We start from the raw sequence: 15,030 nt of genomic DNA, 5'->3' as shown, positions 1-15,030 counted from the left end.
AACAGGCCCTACGGCACCTCCTGCGCTTCCGTGCGGCTCGCCGGCACCCTCGGCCCCGTGGTCCGGGCCTTTCGGCGCCGCGGGCGGGGTCCGGAGCCGCGGCCGTGCAGTTCGACGGCGAGCGGCGAGGCCGTGAACACCGAGGAGTACGTGCCGACCGCGACCCCGATCAGCAGGGCGAGGGCGAAGTCGGTGAGCGAGTCGTCGGCGAGGACGGCCAGCGAGGCGAGGATGAGCACCGCGCCCATGCCGGTGTTGACCGTGCGCGGCAGGGTCTGGAGGATCGCCTGGTTGGTGAGCCGGGCGAACGGCGTTCCGCGGTCCCGGCCGAGCAGTTCCCGGATCCGGTCGAAGAGGACGACCGAGTCGTTGACCGAGTAGCCGATCACGGTCAGCAGCGCCGCCAGGAACACCCCGTCGACCGGCTTGCCCAGCCAGGCGAACACGCCGACCAGCACGACCACGTCCTGGGCGAGCGCGCCGACCACCGCGGTGCCGAACAGCCAGCGGAAACGGGCGGCGAGGTAGAGCAATTGGGCGCCGAGGGTCAGGCCGAGAGCGATCAGGGCGTCGCGCCGCAGCTCCTCGCCGAGGCTCGGGCCGATCAGCTCGTCGCGGACCTTCTCCGTCTCGCCGCCCAGCTCGCCGACGGTCTTCGTGACGGCCGCCGCCCGCTCGTCGGTCAGCTCCTCGGTGCGCACCGTGAGGCCGGCGTCGCCGGAGGACTGCACGACGGCGCGCGGGAAGCCCGCGTCGGCGAGGGCGTCCCGGGCCCGGTCGGGGTCGACCCGTTCGGCGGTGGAGTACTCGATGAGCCGTCCGCCGGTGAACTCGATGCCGAAGTTCAGGCCGCGCACCAGGATGCCGGACCCGGCCACCACGAGGACGGCCAGGGAGACGGCCAGCCAGCGGCGCGGGCGGCGCATCAGGAAGGGGTCGCGGCGCAGCAGGGCGTCGCGGACCGGGCCGGTGTCGGAGATGCCGGTGACGCGGGGGCGGCGGAAGACCGAGGGACGGCCCGCGGCGAACTCGGCGAGCACCCGGGTGATCACCAGGGCGCTGACCATGGAGGCCAGGACGCCGATGCCGAGGGTGACGCCGAAGCCCTTCACCGGGCCGGAGGCCAGGAAGAACAGCAGGGCGGCGGCGATCAGCGTGGTGATGTTGGAGTCGGCGATCGCGCTGAAGGCGCCGCGGAACCCGGCGGTCAGCGCCGAGCGCGTACTCGGCCGGGCACGGGCCGCCTGTTCCTCGCGGGCCCGTTCGAACACCAGGACGTTGGCGTCCACGGCCATGCCGATCGCGAGGACGAAACCCGCGAGTCCCGGCAGGGTCAGGGTCGCTCCGATCGCGGCCAGGGCGGCGTAGGAGATCAGGCCGTAGCAGAGCAGGGCCACGGTCGCCAGGGCCCCCATGAGCCGGTAGACGAAGACGATGAACAGCCCGGTCAGCGCGGTGCCGATGACGGCGGCCCAGGCGCCCGCTTCGATGGCCTCCTCGCCCAGGGTGGCGCCGATGGTGCGCTGCTCGACGGTCTCGACCGGCACGGGCAGGGCGCCGCCCTTGACGAGCAGGGCCAGTTCGCGGGCCTCGGCGTCGTCGAAGGAGCCGGTGATCTGCGTGGCGCCGCCGGCGATGCCCGTCCCGCAGGCCACGGAGGGGTCGACCTGTGGTGAGGAGATGACCTTGTCGTCGAGCACGATGGCGACCCGGCGCCGGGGATCGCCGGCCGGATGGCAGGCCGCCTCGCCGGTCACCTCGGCCCACCGGTCGCCGCCCGCGTCCTTGAAGTCGACGGTGACGTGCCAGCCGGCGCCGCTTTGCTGGTCGAAGCGGGCGTCGGCGCCCTTGACGTCCTGCCCGGTCAGGGCGGCGTCCGCGAGCCGCAGGGGCAGCCCGGACTCGTCCGGCAGGACCCGCCCGCCGTCCGAGCCGTCCCCGCCGTCTCCGCCGTCCGCGCCGAGGACCGCGTGGACGGTGAGCTGCGCGGTGCGGCCCAGTACGGCGGCGGCCTTCTCCGGGTCCTGCACGCCCGGCAGCTCGACGACCACGCGGTTCTCACCCGAGCGGACGATGGTCGGCTCGGCGACGCCGAGCGCGTCGACGCGGCCCCGCAGCACCTCCACGGTGCGGTCGGTGGCCTCGCGGTCCGCCTTCGTGGTGGCGGTGGACCTGGTCTCCAGGACGATCTGGGTGCCGCCGCGCAGGTCGAGTCCGAGGCGCACCGGCACGGTCAGGGCGATGGCCACCGACGCGGCCAGTACGGCGAGCGCGACGAGCGCGCGGATCTTCGGGGGTCGGGAGCGGGGTCGGGAGCGTTTCAACACGGGCCTCCGGCGGGCATGCCGCGGCGGCGGCCCAGCGCGGCCGCGGCGAGGAAGGTGAAGGGTCGGGGGTGTCTCAGATGCCGGAGGTCACGGGAGGCGCCCGCCCGCGGTCGTGACCCGTGCGGCCGGGGGAGGCCGGCACGGCACCCGGCCGAGCCTCGGTCCGCGCCTGGGCGGCCGGGGCGGCGTCCGTGCCGTGCGTGACAGCGGCCCAGTGCTGCTCCGGCGCCGTCGGCCGCTCACCGAGCCGGTCGTGTACGGCCCTGGCCTGCGCGGCGCACCCGGGCGAACAGCCGTCGTCCGCGCGGTGGTCGAAGGCCGGGTGCGGTACGGCCCCGACGGAGTGCGCCGGGGGCCCACCGCCGGCCCCGGCCTGCCCACCGTCCACCGTCCCGACCGGCACCAGCGCCAGCAGCCCGACCAGCAGCCCGACGAGCACGGCCGCGAACCGGTGCCGGCCGGTGGGGGCGGTGCTGTGGGTGGGGTGCATGCACCGTCTCCCTTTCGGGGGCGGTCGGGTGGGGGGAAAGCCCGGGGCTCCGGCCGGGGAGTGGGCGGCCGGGGCCCCGGCCGTCAGGGCTCGATGAGACCGGCGCGGATGGCGTACCGGGTCAGCTCCAGGCGGTCGCGCAGGCCGAGCTTCTGCAGGAGGTTGGCCCGGTGCCGCTGGACGGTCTTGATGCTGATGAAGAGGATCTCGGCGATCTCCTTCGAGGAGTGGCCCTCGGCGACGAGCTTGAGGACCTCCTCCTCACGGGGCGTCAGCACGTGGTCCCCGGTCTCCTCGCCGTGCCGCACCCGGTCGAGGTAGTTGCGGATCAGCGCGGTCACCGCGCCCGGGTACAGGAAGGGCTCGTCCCGCATCGCGGCCCGGCAGGCGGCGACCAGATCCCGGTCGGCGACCGACTTCAGCACATATCCGCAGGCCCCCGACTTCAGCGCCTGGAAGAGGTACTGCTCGTTGTCGTGCATCGTCAGCATCAGGATGCGCAGCCCCGGTTTCAGCGCGGCCAGCTCGCGCGCCGCCTGGAGGCCGGTGAGACGGGGCATCGCGATGTCCAGGACCGCGAGGTCGGCGTCGTGGCTCCGGGCCATCTCGATGGCCTCCGCGCCGTCCCCGGCCTCGGCGACCACCTGGAGATCCGGCTCCCGGTCGAGGATGAGCCGCACGCCCCGGCGTACCAGCGCGTGGTCGTCGGCGAGCAGGATGCGGATCTTCGCGGGGCCGGGCGCGGACCCCGGGGACGGGTCGGACGCGGACGGCTCGGGCAGGGACGGGTCGGACATGGTCAGAGCTGCTTCCTGATGACGGGTGCGGTGAGCCGGACGCGGGTGCCGGCGCCGGGTGCCGAGGTGATGTCGAGGGCGGCCCCGATGAGCAGGGCCCGTTCACGCATGCCGCGGATGCCGGCGCCCTCGCACGCCGCCTCGATGCCGCGGCCGTCGTCGGCGATGGTGAGCGTCACCGCGCCCTCGGCCCGGCCGAGGCCCACCTCCAGGCGCTCGGCGTCCGAGTGGCGGGCGGCGTTGGTCAGGCTCTCCTGGGCCACGCGGTAGAGGACCAGCTCGGTCTCGTGGTCCAGTACGGGCAGGTCGGCCTCGAAGCGGCGCACCACCCGCAGCCCGGTGTGGGTGGCGAAGTCGTGCGTGAGCGAGGACAGCGCGCTGATCAGACCCAGATCGTCCAGGACACCGGGCCGCAGCCGGCGCACCAGGCGGCGTACCTCGTCCAGGCTCTCCCGGGTGATCTCCTGCGCCTGGTGCAGTTCCTCGCGCAGCGGCTCGTCGGCGTCGTCCGCGGCCCGCCCCAGCACCAGCAGGATCGCGGTCATGCTCTGCCCGACCTCGTCGTGCAGCTCCTGGGCGATACGGCGGCGCTCCGCCTCCTGGGCGAGCAGGACCCGGGCGCTGCTCGTGGCCCGCTCGCTCTCCAGGCGCTCCAGCATGGCGTTGAACGTGCGGATCAGCTCCGGGACCTCACCGCCGCCGGACACCGGCAGCCGCTGGCCGGGGCGCAGCAGGTCGACGGTGGTCATCAGCTTGGTGAGCCGGTCCAGCGGTGCCAGTCCCCAGCGCAGCAGGGCGCCGTTGGCCACCAGCATGACGCTCATGCCGACCACCAGGATGACGGCCTCGGTCAGCAGGACCGGCACGGAGACGGTCACGGGTGCCCACAGCAGCAGGGCCGTGGCAGAGCCCAGCACCACCGCGTTGAGCCCGAAGATCCGCCAGAACAGGGACACCGGGGGGTACGCCTCCTTCTGCGACGCGTCGACTGGTACGCCTCTACTGTCGGTCATCGCGCACCCTCGGTGGGAACTGCGGCCCAGAACGCGACCCAGCAAGCGACCAGCGTGCCTGTCGCCTCCCCGCCGGGTCGATGGGGCCGGACCCCCATTTCGGGGTCGCGGCCTACCCATACGGCCGCCTCCACGCGCCGCCGAGTGGGACCCGCGGCCCCGGACAAATGGGGCCTGCGCCCGATGGGTTTCCCCTCGCCGGCGCGGCCATGGTGGAGAGGACCGGGCCCGTCGGCCCGGCGTTCGTCGTATCCGCACCCCTGCCGAGAGAAGGACTCATCGTGTCGCTCGACGCCTCCTCCCGTCTCGAACCCCGCCCCGAGCGGCTGACCGCCCACGAGGCACGCCTGCGCCTCGAACACGCCCGCGGCACCCGCGTGACCCAGCTGCGGGCCCTCGAAGAGAGCGGCCAGGCGGACGACCGGCTGATGTCCGCCCAGAAGGCGGCCATCGAGCGGGTGCTGAAGGAGATCGAGGAGGCCTTCGCCCGGGTCGACGAGGGCACCTACGGCAACTGCGTGGGGTGCGGCAAGCCCGTCCCGGGGGAGCGCCTGGAAATCCTCCCCTACACGCGGTACTGCGTCGCCTGCCAGCGCCGTGCCGCCGCCTGACCGCCCTGCCCGAGGGGTGAAGTGGTGAACAACCAGATCATCGGTCACGACCCGCGCCTGTCGGCCGAGGACCTCGCCGCGCTCCGGAAGAACCTCCAGGAGCAGCGGCTGTTCCGCGCGGAGCAACTGCGGCAGATCGAGGCCGCCCCGGCCCGGCGGCGTGGCGACGCGCGGACCGAGGTGCGGCTCAAGATCGAGGCCTGCGCACGCATGGTCCTCGCCGACGTGGAAGCGGCTCTTGAGCGGATGGCCGAGGGCCGTTACGGCTCCTGCCATCTGTGCCGGCGCCCCGTCGACCGCGAGCGCCTGGCGATCGTGCCGCAGGCCCGCTACTGCGCTCGCTGCCAGCAGGTGCGGGAGGCGGGACGATGACCGTGATCCGGCGGCCCCGTGCCGCCCTCGCCCTCGACATGGGCAGCGCCCGCACCCGGGTCTGGATCTCCGGGCGCGGAATGATCCTCGACGTGCCGACGGTGACCTTCCCCGGGGCCGGCGCGGTGTACCCCATCCAGCGCGGCTCCATCGTCGACACCGAGGGCACGGCGCGGATGCTGGACCGGCTGCTGGGGCACCGGCTGCCCCGCTTCGCCCGTCCGCTGATCGTGGTGACCGCGCCGGTGCTGGACGGGGACGGGTTCGCGTACCGGACGAAGGCGCGTACGGCGGTGGAGGTGCTGCGCCCGCGCGGTGTGCTGACCGTGCCGGGCGCCTGGGCCGTGGCCCTCGCGGCGGGCGCCGACCTGACCCGGCCGCTGCTCGTGATGGACATCGGCGCGCATCTGTGCGAGGTGGTGCTCCTGGTGGACGGCGCCGTCTTCGACGCGCGCCGCACCGCGCTGGGCACGGGGGACATCGACGAGTCGACCCCGGCCGCGCGGATCGCCGAGGCGGTGGTCGACATGACGGACTCGATGCTGCGGCAGGACCGTACGTCCCTCACCGCCGACGCGCTGGACAGGGGCCCGCTGCTGGCGGGCGGGGGCGCGCTGCGGCCCGAGATCACCGGCCACCTCACCGGCGGGCTGCGCACACCGCTGCGCGCCGTACCGTCCCCGCACACGGCCGCCGTACGCGGCGCCGCCAAACTCCTGGAAACGGCACGCTCCCGCCCGTCCCCCACAGGCACGGCCCCCCACTGACCGGCGCAGACCGGAGGCATCCCGGCCCCGCCTCGTCCGGTGAACACGCCCGCCCCCGGGCACAGTCCCCGGGCCGCCGGCGGAAGCACCCGCCCCACCCGGGCCACCCGGAGGGCGGGACCATCGAGTCGCCGCGCGAGGGGCTGGGCGGTCCCCGCCGTCCCGGGCGTCGCCCACGGCGCGGCCCGCGCGATCACGGCCCGGGTGCCGCGCCGGGGCGGGTGAGAGGTGCCGGACCGTCACGCCGTCGCCGCGCCCGTGGCCGGCGGTGCCAACTGCTGTGCCAGCCATGTCGGTACGCCGCCGAGCAGCCGGAACAGCCGCCGCGCCTCCTCCCGCAACCGCGACGCCTCCGGTTCCGTCTCCGCGTCCGCGAGCGACGCCAGCGCCGGTGCCGTACCGACCAGGTACCCCAGCTCCTCGCGGATGCGCAGCGACTCGGCGAAACCGTGCCGCGCCTCGGCCAGCTCCCCTTCCCGCAGGGCGAGTCCGGCCAGATGCCGCCAGGTGAAGGACAGCAGCAGCGGATCGGCGTGCGCGGTGGCGCCGGCGTGGGCCCGCCGGTACGCCGCGCGCGCGGCCTGCGGGGAACGGGTCAGGTTCTCCGCGACCAGCCCGCGCCGGAAGTCCAGCAGCGCCCGCCCCCCGGCCCCCGGCGCGATCAGCGCCGCCGCCCGGCCCAGCGCGGCCCGCGCCTCGTCGGCCCGGTCGCGCACCCCGTGCACGGTGGCCGCGTAGGCGAGCTGCCCGCGTTCGCAGGCGGCGGCCCCGCGCTCCTCGTCGGTGTGGGCCAGCGCCTCTGCGGTGCGCAGCGCGTCCTCGGCCTCCGCCCAGCCCTGCTCGGTGTAGAGGCACCGCTCCACCAGCAGCGCGGTCCGCTGCACGGCGGCGGCCGCGGTGACCGGCTCCAGGAGGGCCGCCGCGTCGGTCCAGCAGGCGCGCGAGCGCAACCGCCACACCGCGGTCTGGAGCGGATCGTCACCGTCGGTCGTTCCCCAACCAGAACCAGCCATGGCGGAATGCGCCACGTCGCCCTCCCATTGGCACGCCATCGAGCACTCGAGTGGTGGCCGCATCTCAGCATGAATCCGGCGGCCCGGCCAAGAGGATGGGTGAAAAATTTCACAAAGTCGTGGGACTTGAACGTTCCGAGGTTTGGAACGGCCCGGCGCCCGCCCGCTCCCCGCGCCTCAGCTCATCCGCAGTGCGAGGAAGAAATCCAGCTTGTCCTCCAGGCGCGACAGGTCACGGCCCGTCAACTGCTCGATCCGCCCGACGCGGTAGCGCAGTGTGTTGACGTGCAGGTGGAGCCGGTTCGCGCAACGCGTCCAGGAGCCGTCGCTGTCGAGGAAGGCCTCCAGCGTCGGGATCAGCTCGGCGCGGTGGCGGCGGTCGTAGTCCCGCAGCGGATCCAGCAGCCGGGCGGTGAAGGCCTGGCGGACGTTGTCGGGGACGAAGGGCAGGAGCAGCACGTGCGAGGCGAGTTCCTGGTGGCCGGCCGCGCACACCCGGCCGGGGCGCGCCGCGGCCACGCGCCGCGCGTGCCGGGCCTCCTCCAGCGCGCCGCGCAGCCCCTCCGCCGAGTGCACGGCCGCGCTGACGCCGAGGGTGACCCGCCCGTCGCCGTCCAGCCCCGCGGACAGCGGGTCCCGTACGGACTCCAGCAGCGCCTCCGCGAGGACGCCGGTCTCGGAGCCGTCGTGCTCGCTGGAGACCGCCGGCAGCGGTACGAGGGCGACGGCCTCGTCACCGGTGTGCGCCACGGCGATGCGGTCCGAGTGCTCGGGGCCGGTGGCGAGCGGGTCGACGAGGATCTCCTCCAGCAGACTCTGGGCGACCCGGCCGGTCTCCGCCGCGCCGTCCGCCCACTCGACGCGGGCCACCACGACCTGCCAGTGCGGGGCCGCGCCCAGGCCCGGCAGCAGCACCGGCGCCGCCACCCGCAGCCGGGCCGCGATCTCGGCGGGCGCGGCACCCGTCTGCACCAGCTCAAGGACCTCCTGGGCGAGCCGCCGCCGCACCGTGCGCGCCGCGTCCCGCCGGTCCCGCTCGACCGCGATCAGCTGGGTGACGCCGTACAGCAGGTCGAGCCGCTCCCCGGCCCAGTCACCGGCGTCCGCCTCCACCACCAGCAGCCAGTCCGACAGCACCGACTCGCGCACGTCCCGGGCCGCGCCCGCCTCCCGCGGGAGGTGCCCGCCGCCGCTGCCGCGCACCGGGAAGAGGCTGTACGTCGTGCCGTCCACGGCCACCCGGTGCGGCGCGCGCCGGCCCGCACGGGTGGCCGCGAGATGCTCCGCAGCCAGTCGCGCGCGTACGTCGGCGGACAGTACGGACCCCGCGGCCTTCGGCCCCGCGACCGGCCGCCCGGTCGGGGACAGCACCCAGGCCCGCAGGTCCAGGTCGGAGCCGAGCAGGTCGAGGACCACGTCGGGGCCGCCGCCCGCCGGACCCGAGGTCATCATCCGGCGGTGCCGGTCCACCACGGCCGCGAGGTCCCCGGCCCGCTCGCCGGAGACCTGCCGGACGACATGCTCGGTGATGGTCGCGAACGCCACCGACTCGTGCACCGCGAACAGCGGCAGCCGGTGCCGTACGCACGCCACCACCAGGTCCTCCGGCACGCTCCCCAGCTCCGCCTCGCCGGCCGCCAGCGCGGTCACCCCGGAGTGCACCAGCAGGCGTACGAAGGGCTCGGAGTCGGCGGCGTTGCGGCGCCAGGCCAGACCGGTGAGCACCAGCTCACCGCCCGAGAGGTAGCGGCTGGGGTCCCGCAGGTCGGTGGTCATCACACCCAGGACCGAGCGGTCCAGCTCGTCCTCGCCGCCGAGCAGCTTGAGGCCCAGCGCGTCGGTCTCCAGCAGTGCGCGCAGCCGCATTCTCGTCGCCGCCGTTCCTTGTCTCGAAGTGTTCCAGGTCACGCGGCCGGGCCGCCCGTTTCCGGAGGAATACAAGGAGGTAACCACGGGCCCCCTTTCATACGAATCTACAAGATGCCCGCCCTGGCCAGCCAACTCCTTCATGGTTTCTGCTACTGACCCTGGTGGAGCAACGGACGGTGTACTGGGTCCACTCCCCGTGAACACCACATGAACGAGCCGGGCCCGCCGCACACGGATTGGCTCAATTGGCACGATCCACCGGACCAAGACGGAGAAGAGAGCCGGTCATGGACTTCCTTCGCCCCGCCAGCTGGGAGGAGGCGCTCGCCGCGAAGGCCGAGCACCCCACCGCTGTGCCGATTGCGGGTGGCACCGATGTGATGGTCGAGATCAACTTCGACCACCGCCGGCCCGAGTACCTCATGGACCTGAACCGCGTCGCCGACCTCTCGGAGTGGGAGGTCGGCGAGGACTCCGTGCGGCTCGGCGCCTCCGTGCCCTACACCAGGATCATGGAGAACCTGCGCACCGAGCTGCCGGGCCTCGCCCTCGCCTCGCACACGGTCGCCTCCCCGCAGATCCGCAACCGCGGCGGCGTGGGCGGCAACCTCGGCACCGCCTCCCCGGCGGGCGACGCCCACCCCGCGCTGCTCGCCGCGGGCGCCGAGGTCGAGGTCGAGTCGGTGCGCGGCGCGCGCCGCATCCCGATCGACGACTTCTACCGGGGCGTCAAGCGCAACGCCCTGGAGCCCGACGAACTGATCCGCGCCGTGCACGTCGACAAGGCCCGGGGGCCGCAGCAGTTCTCCAAGGTCGGCACCCGCAACGCCATGGTCATCGCCGTGTGCGCCTTCGGCCTCGCGCTGCACCCCGCGACCCGCACCGTGCGCACCGGCATCGGCTCGGCCGCGCCCACGCCCGTGCGGGCCAGGGCCGCCGAGGACTTCCTGAACGCCGCGCTGGAGGAGGGCGGCTTCTGGGACAGCGGGAAGATCATCACCCCGTCCGCCGCCAAGCAGTTCGCGGACCTGTGCGCCGCCGCGTGCAACCCGATCGACGACGTCCGGGGCACCGCGAGCTACCGCCGCCACGCGGTCGGCGTGATGGCCCGCCGCACGCTCACCTGGACCTGGGAGTCGTACCGCGGCACCCGTCACACAACGGAGGGAGCCGCGTAATGCGCGTCAACTTCACTGTCAACGGACGCCCGCAGGAAGCCGACGACGTGTGGGAGGGCGAGTCCCTGCTGTACGTGCTGCGCGAGCGGATGGGCCTGCCCGGCTCCAAGAACGCCTGCGAGCAGGGCGAGTGCGGCTCCTGCACGGTCCGCCTCGACGGCGTGCCGGTCTGTTCCTGCCTGGTCGCGGCCGGTCAGGCGCAGGGCCGCGAGGTCGTCACCGTGGAGGGCCTGGCGGACTTCGCCAAGGAGCGCTCCTGCCCGACCGGCGCCCGCGGCGGCACCTCGCCGGACGAGGCCAGGCGGTGGGCGGCCAAGGGCGACGGCTCCCGGGCCGGCGAGGGCGACGGCCCGGCCCCGCGCACCGCGCTCTCGCCCGTCCAGCAGGCGTTCATCGACGCCGGCGCCGTCCAGTGCGGTTTCTGCACCCCCGGGCTGCTGGTCGCCGCCGACGAGATGCTGGAGCGCAACCCCAACCCCAGCGACGCGGACATCCGCGAGGCGCTGTCGGGCAACCTGTGCCGCTGCACGGGCTACGAGAAGATCATGGACGCGGTCCGGCTGGCCGCCGCCCGCCAGTGCGAGGGGGTCTGAGCATGGCTGCCAACGGCGCGCCCACCGACATCACCCAGGGATCCCGGACCAGGGGCGGCATCGGCGAGTCCACGCTCCGCCCGGACGGCATCCTCAAGGTCACCGGCGAGTTCGCGTACTCCTCCGACATGTGGCACGAGGACATGCTCTGGGGCCAGATCCTGCGCTCCACCGTCGCGCACGCCGAGATCGTCTCCATCGACACCGGCGAGGCCCTCGCGACGCCCGGCGTGTACGCCGTCATGACCTACGACGACCTGCCGACCGACGTGCGCAACTACGGCCTGGAGATCCAGGACACCCCGGTCCTCGCCCACGGCAAGGTCCGCCACCACGGCGAGCCGGTCGCCATCGTCGCCGCCGACCACCCGGAGACCGCGCGCCGCGCCGCCGCCAAGATCAAGGTCGAGTACCGGGAACTGCCCGTCATCACCGACGAGGCCTCCGCGACCGCCCCCGACGCGGTCCTCGTCCACGAGAACCGCGACGACCACCACATCGGCCACGTCCCGCACCCCAACATCGTGCACCGCCAGCCGATCGTGCGCGGAAACGCCGACGAGGCCGCGCGGCGGGCCGACGTGATCGTCCGGGGCGAGTACTGCTTCGGCATGCAGGACCAGGCCTTCCTCGGCCCCGAGTCCGGGCTCGCGGTGCCCTGCGAGGACGGCGGTGTCGAGCTGTACGTCGCCACCCAGTGGCTCCACTCCGACCTGCGCCAGATCGCGCCGGTGCTCGGACTGCCCGAGGACAAGGTGCGCATGACGCTGTCCGGCGTCGGCGGCGCGTTCGGCGGACGCGAGGACCTGTCGATGCAGATCCACGCCTGTCTGCTGGCCCTGCGCACCGGCAAGCCCGTCAAGATCGTCTACAACCGCTTCGAGTCCTTCTTCGGCCACGTCCACCGCCACCCGGCCCGCCTGTCGTACGAGCACGGCGCGACCAGGGACGGCAGGCTCACCCACCTGAAGTGCCGCATCGTCCTGGACGGCGGCGCCTACGCCTCCGCCTCCCCGGCGGTCGTCGGCAACGCCTCCTCGCTCGCCGTCGGGCCGTACGTCGTCGACGACGTGGACATCGAGGCCGTCGCCCTCTACTCCAACAACCCGCCCTGCGGCGCGATGCGCGGCTTCGGCGCGGTCCAGGCGTGCTTCGCCTACGAGGCGCAGATGGACAAGGTGGCCCGGGAACTCGGCATGGACCCGGTGGAGTTCCGCCGGCTCAACGCCATGGAGCAGGGCACGCTCATGCCCACGGGACAGCGGGTCGACTCCCCGGCGCCGGTCGCCGAACTCCTGCGCCGCGTCAAGGCGATGCCCATGCCGCCCGAGCGCCAGTGGGAGTCCAGCGAGGGCGCCGACGTACGGCAACTGCCCGGCGGTCTGTCCAACACCACGCACGGCGAGGGCGTCGTGCGGGGCGTCGGCTACGCGGTCGGCATCAAGAACGTCGGCTTCTCCGAGGGCTTCGACGACTACTCCACCGCCAAGGTCCGCATGGAGGTCGTCGGCGGCGTGCCGGTGGCCACCGTGCACACCGCCATGGCGGAGGTCGGCCAGGGCGGCGTCACCGTCCACGCGCAGATCGCCCGCACCGAACTGGGCGTCACCCAGGTGACCATCCAGCCGGCGGACACACAGGTCGGCTCGGCCGGCTCCACCTCCGCCTCCCGGCAGACCTATGTCACCGGCGGCGCGGTGAAGAACGCCTGCGAGATCGTGCGCGAGAGGGTACTGGAGATCGGGCGCCGCAAGTTCGGCTCCTACCACCCGGCGTGGGCGACGGCCGAACTCCTCCTGGAGGGCGGCAAGGTCGTCACCGACGGCGGAGAGGTCCTCCGCGACCTCGTGGACGTCCTGGAGGGCGAGGCCGTCGAGGTCGAGGAGGAGTGGCGGCACCGCCCGACCGAGGCCTTCGACCTGCGCACCGGCCAGGGCAACGGCCATGTCCAGTACTCCTTCGCCGCGCACCGCGCCGTCGTCGAGGTCGACACCGAACTCGGCCTGGTCAAGGTCGTCGAGCTGGCCTGCGCCCAGGATGTCGGCAAGGCCCTCAACCCGCTGTCCGTCATCGGGCAGATCCAGGGCGGTACCACCCAGGGCCTCGGCATCGCCATCATGGAGGAGATCGTCGTCGACCCGAAGACGGCGAAGGTCCGCAACCCCTCCTTCACGGACTATCTGCTCCCCACCATCCTCGACACGCCGACCATCCCGGTCGACGTGCTCGAACTCGCCGACGACCACGCCCCGTACGGGCTGCGCGGCATCGGCGAGGCCCCCACCCTGTCGTCGACACCGGCGGTCCTCGCGGCCATCCGGAACGCGACCGGGCTGGCGCTCGACCGCACGCCGGTACGCCCGGAGCACCTGACCGGCACGGCGTGACCCCTCGGCGCCGGACGCATGTCCCGCCCGGCGCCGGCGACCATCCAGGTGCAGTACCGGGCCGTCCCCCGAGCTGTCACCTCCCAAATCCCGCGTCTCGCCGAGCGCGACCGCGGGGGCACCTGTGAACCTTGGGAGACGGCACCATGACCCAGCAGTCAGTGGAGCCACGGACCACCGCCGAGGACGCGGGCGCGGGTTCCCGCGTCCCGGCCGGCCGGTCCTGGCTCGACCGGTACTTTCACATCACCCACCGGGGATCCACCGTCGCGCGCGAAGTGCGCGGCGGCGTCACGACCTTCATGGCGATGGCGTACATCCTCCTGCTCAACCCCCTGATCCTGTCCGGCAAGGACGCGGCCGGGAACACGCTCGCCGCCCAGGCGCTGATCACCGCGACCGCGTTCGCGGCGGCCCTCACCACGCTGCTGATGGGCTTCGTCGGCAAGGTGCCGCTCGCGCTCGCCGCGGGCCTGTCCGTGTCCGGCGTCCTCGCCTCGCAGGTCGCGCCCGTCATGACCTGGCCGCAGGCCATGGGCATGTGCGTGATGTACGGCGTGGTCATCATGCTGCTGGTCGTCACCGGCCTGCGCGAGATGATCATGAACGCGATACCGCTCGCGCTCAAACACGCCATCACGATGGGCATCGGCCTGTTCATCGCCCTCATCGGCTTCTCCAAGGGCGGCTTCGTCCACCAGGGCGAGTCCACCCCGCTCACCCTCGGCCCGGCGGGCGAACTCGCCGGCTGGCCCGTGCTCCTCTTCGCCGGCACCCTGCTGCTGATCTTCATGCTGCAGGCCCGCAACGTCCCCGGCGCCATCCTGATCGGCATCGTCGCCGGCACCGCCGTCGCCGCGCTGCTGAACGCCGCCGGGGTCGTCGATCCCAAGCAGTGGGCCAACGGCGCCCCCGAGCTGCACGGCGGCGCGGTGTCCATGCCGGACTTCTCGCTCTTCGGAAAGGTGGAGTTCGGCGGCTGGGGCGAGGTCGGCGCGATGACGGTCGGCATGATCGTCTTCACGCTGGTCCTCGCCGGGTTCTTCGACGCGATGGCGACGATCATCGGCGTCGGCACCGAGGCCGGGCTCGCCGACGACAAGGGCCGGATGCCGGGCCTGTCCAAGGCGCTGTTCATCGACGGCGCCGGCGGTGCGGTCGGCGGTGTGGCGGGCGGCTCGGGCCAGACCGTCTTCATCGAGTCCGCCACCGGCGTCGGCGAGGGCGCCCGCACCGGCCTGGCCTCGGTCGTCACCGGCGCCTTCTTCGCCCTGTGCCTGTTCTTCACCCCGCTCACGGCGATCGTGCCGCAGGAGGTCGCGTCCGCCGCGCTGGTGGTCATCGGCGCCATGATGATGATGAACGCCCGGCACGTGGACTGGTCCGACCGGGCCACCGCGATCCCGGTCTTCCTGACCGTCGTCGTCATGCCGTACACGTACTCCATCACCGCGGGCGTCGCCGCCGGAGTCGTCTCCCACGTCGGCATCAAGGCCGCCCGGGGCAGGGCCCGGGAGATCGGCCCCTTCATGTGGGCCATGGCGGCGATCTTCCTCGTCTACTTCGCCCTCAACCCGATCGAGAGCTGGCTGGGCGTGCACTAGGTCGTGTCT

Annotated in this window: 13 protein-coding genes; 7 read left to right on the top strand and 6 right to left on the bottom strand. The window is 73.5% G+C overall.

Features of this window, described 5'->3' with window-relative positions:
• Positions 1 to 8: 8 nt before the first annotated feature.
• From secD to AC4IHM_RS06070, 4 genes are all read right to left on the bottom strand, one after another.
• Positions 9 to 2,324, bottom strand: a complete 2,316-nt coding sequence (gene secD / locus AC4IHM_RS06085) for a protein translocase subunit SecD (RefSeq protein WP_490866058.1) — start codon at positions 2,322 to 2,324, stop codon at positions 9 to 11.
• A gap of 76 nt (positions 2,325 to 2,400) precedes the next feature.
• Complete coding sequence (locus AC4IHM_RS06080) at positions 2,401 to 2,817, bottom strand: hypothetical protein (RefSeq protein WP_490866057.1); 417 nt, start codon at positions 2,815 to 2,817, stop codon at positions 2,401 to 2,403.
• Positions 2,818 to 2,900: 83 nt separating this feature from the next.
• The gene (locus tag AC4IHM_RS06075; protein ID WP_490866056.1) at positions 2,901 to 3,614 is read right to left on the bottom strand and encodes a response regulator; all 714 of its coding nucleotides are present in this window, start codon (positions 3,612 to 3,614) and stop codon (positions 2,901 to 2,903) included.
• 2 nt (positions 3,615 to 3,616) lie between these two features.
• Positions 3,617 to 4,570 (bottom strand): HAMP domain-containing sensor histidine kinase, encoded by a 954-nt coding sequence (locus AC4IHM_RS06070; protein ID WP_490870772.1) that lies wholly within the window; start codon positions 4,568 to 4,570, stop codon positions 3,617 to 3,619.
• A gap of 338 nt (positions 4,571 to 4,908) precedes the next feature.
• On the opposite strand from AC4IHM_RS06070, the gene AC4IHM_RS06065 reads away from it, so the two are divergent.
• Genes AC4IHM_RS06065 through AC4IHM_RS06055 form a run of 3 tightly spaced genes read left to right on the top strand, consistent with a single transcriptional unit; the run spans position 4,909 to position 6,377 of the window.
• Entirely contained in the window at positions 4,909 to 5,238 is a 330-nt protein-coding gene (locus AC4IHM_RS06065; RefSeq protein ID WP_490866055.1) for a TraR/DksA C4-type zinc finger protein, read from the top strand.
• 21 nt (positions 5,239 to 5,259) lie between these two features.
• A complete protein-coding gene (locus tag AC4IHM_RS06060; RefSeq protein ID WP_490866054.1) occupies positions 5,260 to 5,610 on the top strand; it encodes a TraR/DksA family transcriptional regulator in 351 nt (116 codons plus the stop codon).
• Positions 5,607 to 6,377, top strand: a complete 771-nt coding sequence (locus AC4IHM_RS06055; protein ID WP_490866053.1) for a rod shape-determining protein — start codon at positions 5,607 to 5,609, stop codon at positions 6,375 to 6,377. Before AC4IHM_RS06060 ends, AC4IHM_RS06055 begins: the two co-directional genes overlap by 4 nt.
• 239 nt (positions 6,378 to 6,616) lie before the next feature.
• Here the strand turns inward: AC4IHM_RS06055 and AC4IHM_RS06050 are convergent, their stop codons facing one another.
• Positions 6,617 to 7,405 (bottom strand): hypothetical protein, encoded by a 789-nt coding sequence (locus AC4IHM_RS06050; RefSeq protein WP_490866052.1) that lies wholly within the window; start codon positions 7,403 to 7,405, stop codon positions 6,617 to 6,619.
• Positions 7,406 to 7,567: 162 nt separating this feature from the next.
• Positions 7,568 to 9,256, bottom strand: a complete 1,689-nt coding sequence (locus tag AC4IHM_RS06045; RefSeq protein ID WP_490866051.1) for a PucR family transcriptional regulator — start codon at positions 9,254 to 9,256, stop codon at positions 7,568 to 7,570.
• Positions 9,257 to 9,546: 290 nt separating this feature from the next.
• Between AC4IHM_RS06045 and AC4IHM_RS06040 the strand changes: the two genes are divergently transcribed.
• From AC4IHM_RS06040 to AC4IHM_RS06025, 4 genes are all read left to right on the top strand, one after another.
• Positions 9,547 to 10,437, top strand: a complete 891-nt coding sequence (locus tag AC4IHM_RS06040) for an FAD binding domain-containing protein (RefSeq protein WP_490866050.1) — start codon at positions 9,547 to 9,549, stop codon at positions 10,435 to 10,437.
• The gene (locus tag AC4IHM_RS06035; RefSeq protein ID WP_490866049.1) at positions 10,437 to 11,030 is read left to right on the top strand and encodes a (2Fe-2S)-binding protein; all 594 of its coding nucleotides are present in this window, start codon (positions 10,437 to 10,439) and stop codon (positions 11,028 to 11,030) included. The genes AC4IHM_RS06040 and AC4IHM_RS06035 overlap by 1 nt, the downstream gene beginning before the upstream one ends.
• 2 nt (positions 11,031 to 11,032) lie before the next feature.
• Positions 11,033 to 13,417 carry a xanthine dehydrogenase family protein molybdopterin-binding subunit gene (locus tag AC4IHM_RS06030; RefSeq protein ID WP_490866048.1) on the top strand — a complete coding sequence of 795 codons (2,385 nt, stop codon included), beginning with the start codon at positions 11,033 to 11,035 and terminating at the stop codon, positions 13,415 to 13,417.
• Between the two features lie 146 nt (positions 13,418 to 13,563).
• The gene (locus AC4IHM_RS06025) at positions 13,564 to 15,021 is read left to right on the top strand and encodes an NCS2 family permease (RefSeq protein WP_490866047.1); all 1,458 of its coding nucleotides are present in this window, start codon (positions 13,564 to 13,566) and stop codon (positions 15,019 to 15,021) included.
• The last annotated feature ends 9 nt before the right edge of the window (positions 15,022 to 15,030 follow it).

Source organism: Streptomyces sp. SL06, assembly GCF_058244745.1.
Note: the sequence above shows the minus strand (reverse complement) of the source record. Positions and strands in the feature narration are given on the sequence as shown.

Excerpts from the sequence above, each read along its gene's own strand:
- AC4IHM_RS06075 (WP_490866056.1), bottom strand. The coding sequence starts at position 3,614 with ATGTCCGACCCGTCCCTGCCCGAGCCGTCCGCGTCCGACCCGTCCCCG.
- AC4IHM_RS06055 (WP_490866053.1), top strand. The coding sequence starts at position 5,607 with ATGACCGTGATCCGGCGGCCCCGTGCCGCCCTCGCCCTCGACATGGGC.
- AC4IHM_RS06025 (WP_490866047.1), top strand. The coding sequence starts at position 13,564 with ATGACCCAGCAGTCAGTGGAGCCACGGACCACCGCCGAGGACGCGGGC.
- AC4IHM_RS06040 (WP_490866050.1), top strand. The coding sequence starts at position 9,547 with ATGGACTTCCTTCGCCCCGCCAGCTGGGAGGAGGCGCTCGCCGCGAAG.
- AC4IHM_RS06045 (WP_490866051.1), bottom strand. The coding sequence starts at position 9,256 with ATGCGGCTGCGCGCACTGCTGGAGACCGACGCGCTGGGCCTCAAGCTG.
- AC4IHM_RS06030 (WP_490866048.1), top strand. The coding sequence starts at position 11,033 with ATGGCTGCCAACGGCGCGCCCACCGACATCACCCAGGGATCCCGGACC.
- AC4IHM_RS06035 (WP_490866049.1), top strand. The coding sequence starts at position 10,437 with ATGCGCGTCAACTTCACTGTCAACGGACGCCCGCAGGAAGCCGACGAC.
- AC4IHM_RS06080 (WP_490866057.1), bottom strand. The coding sequence starts at position 2,817 with ATGCACCCCACCCACAGCACCGCCCCCACCGGCCGGCACCGGTTCGCG.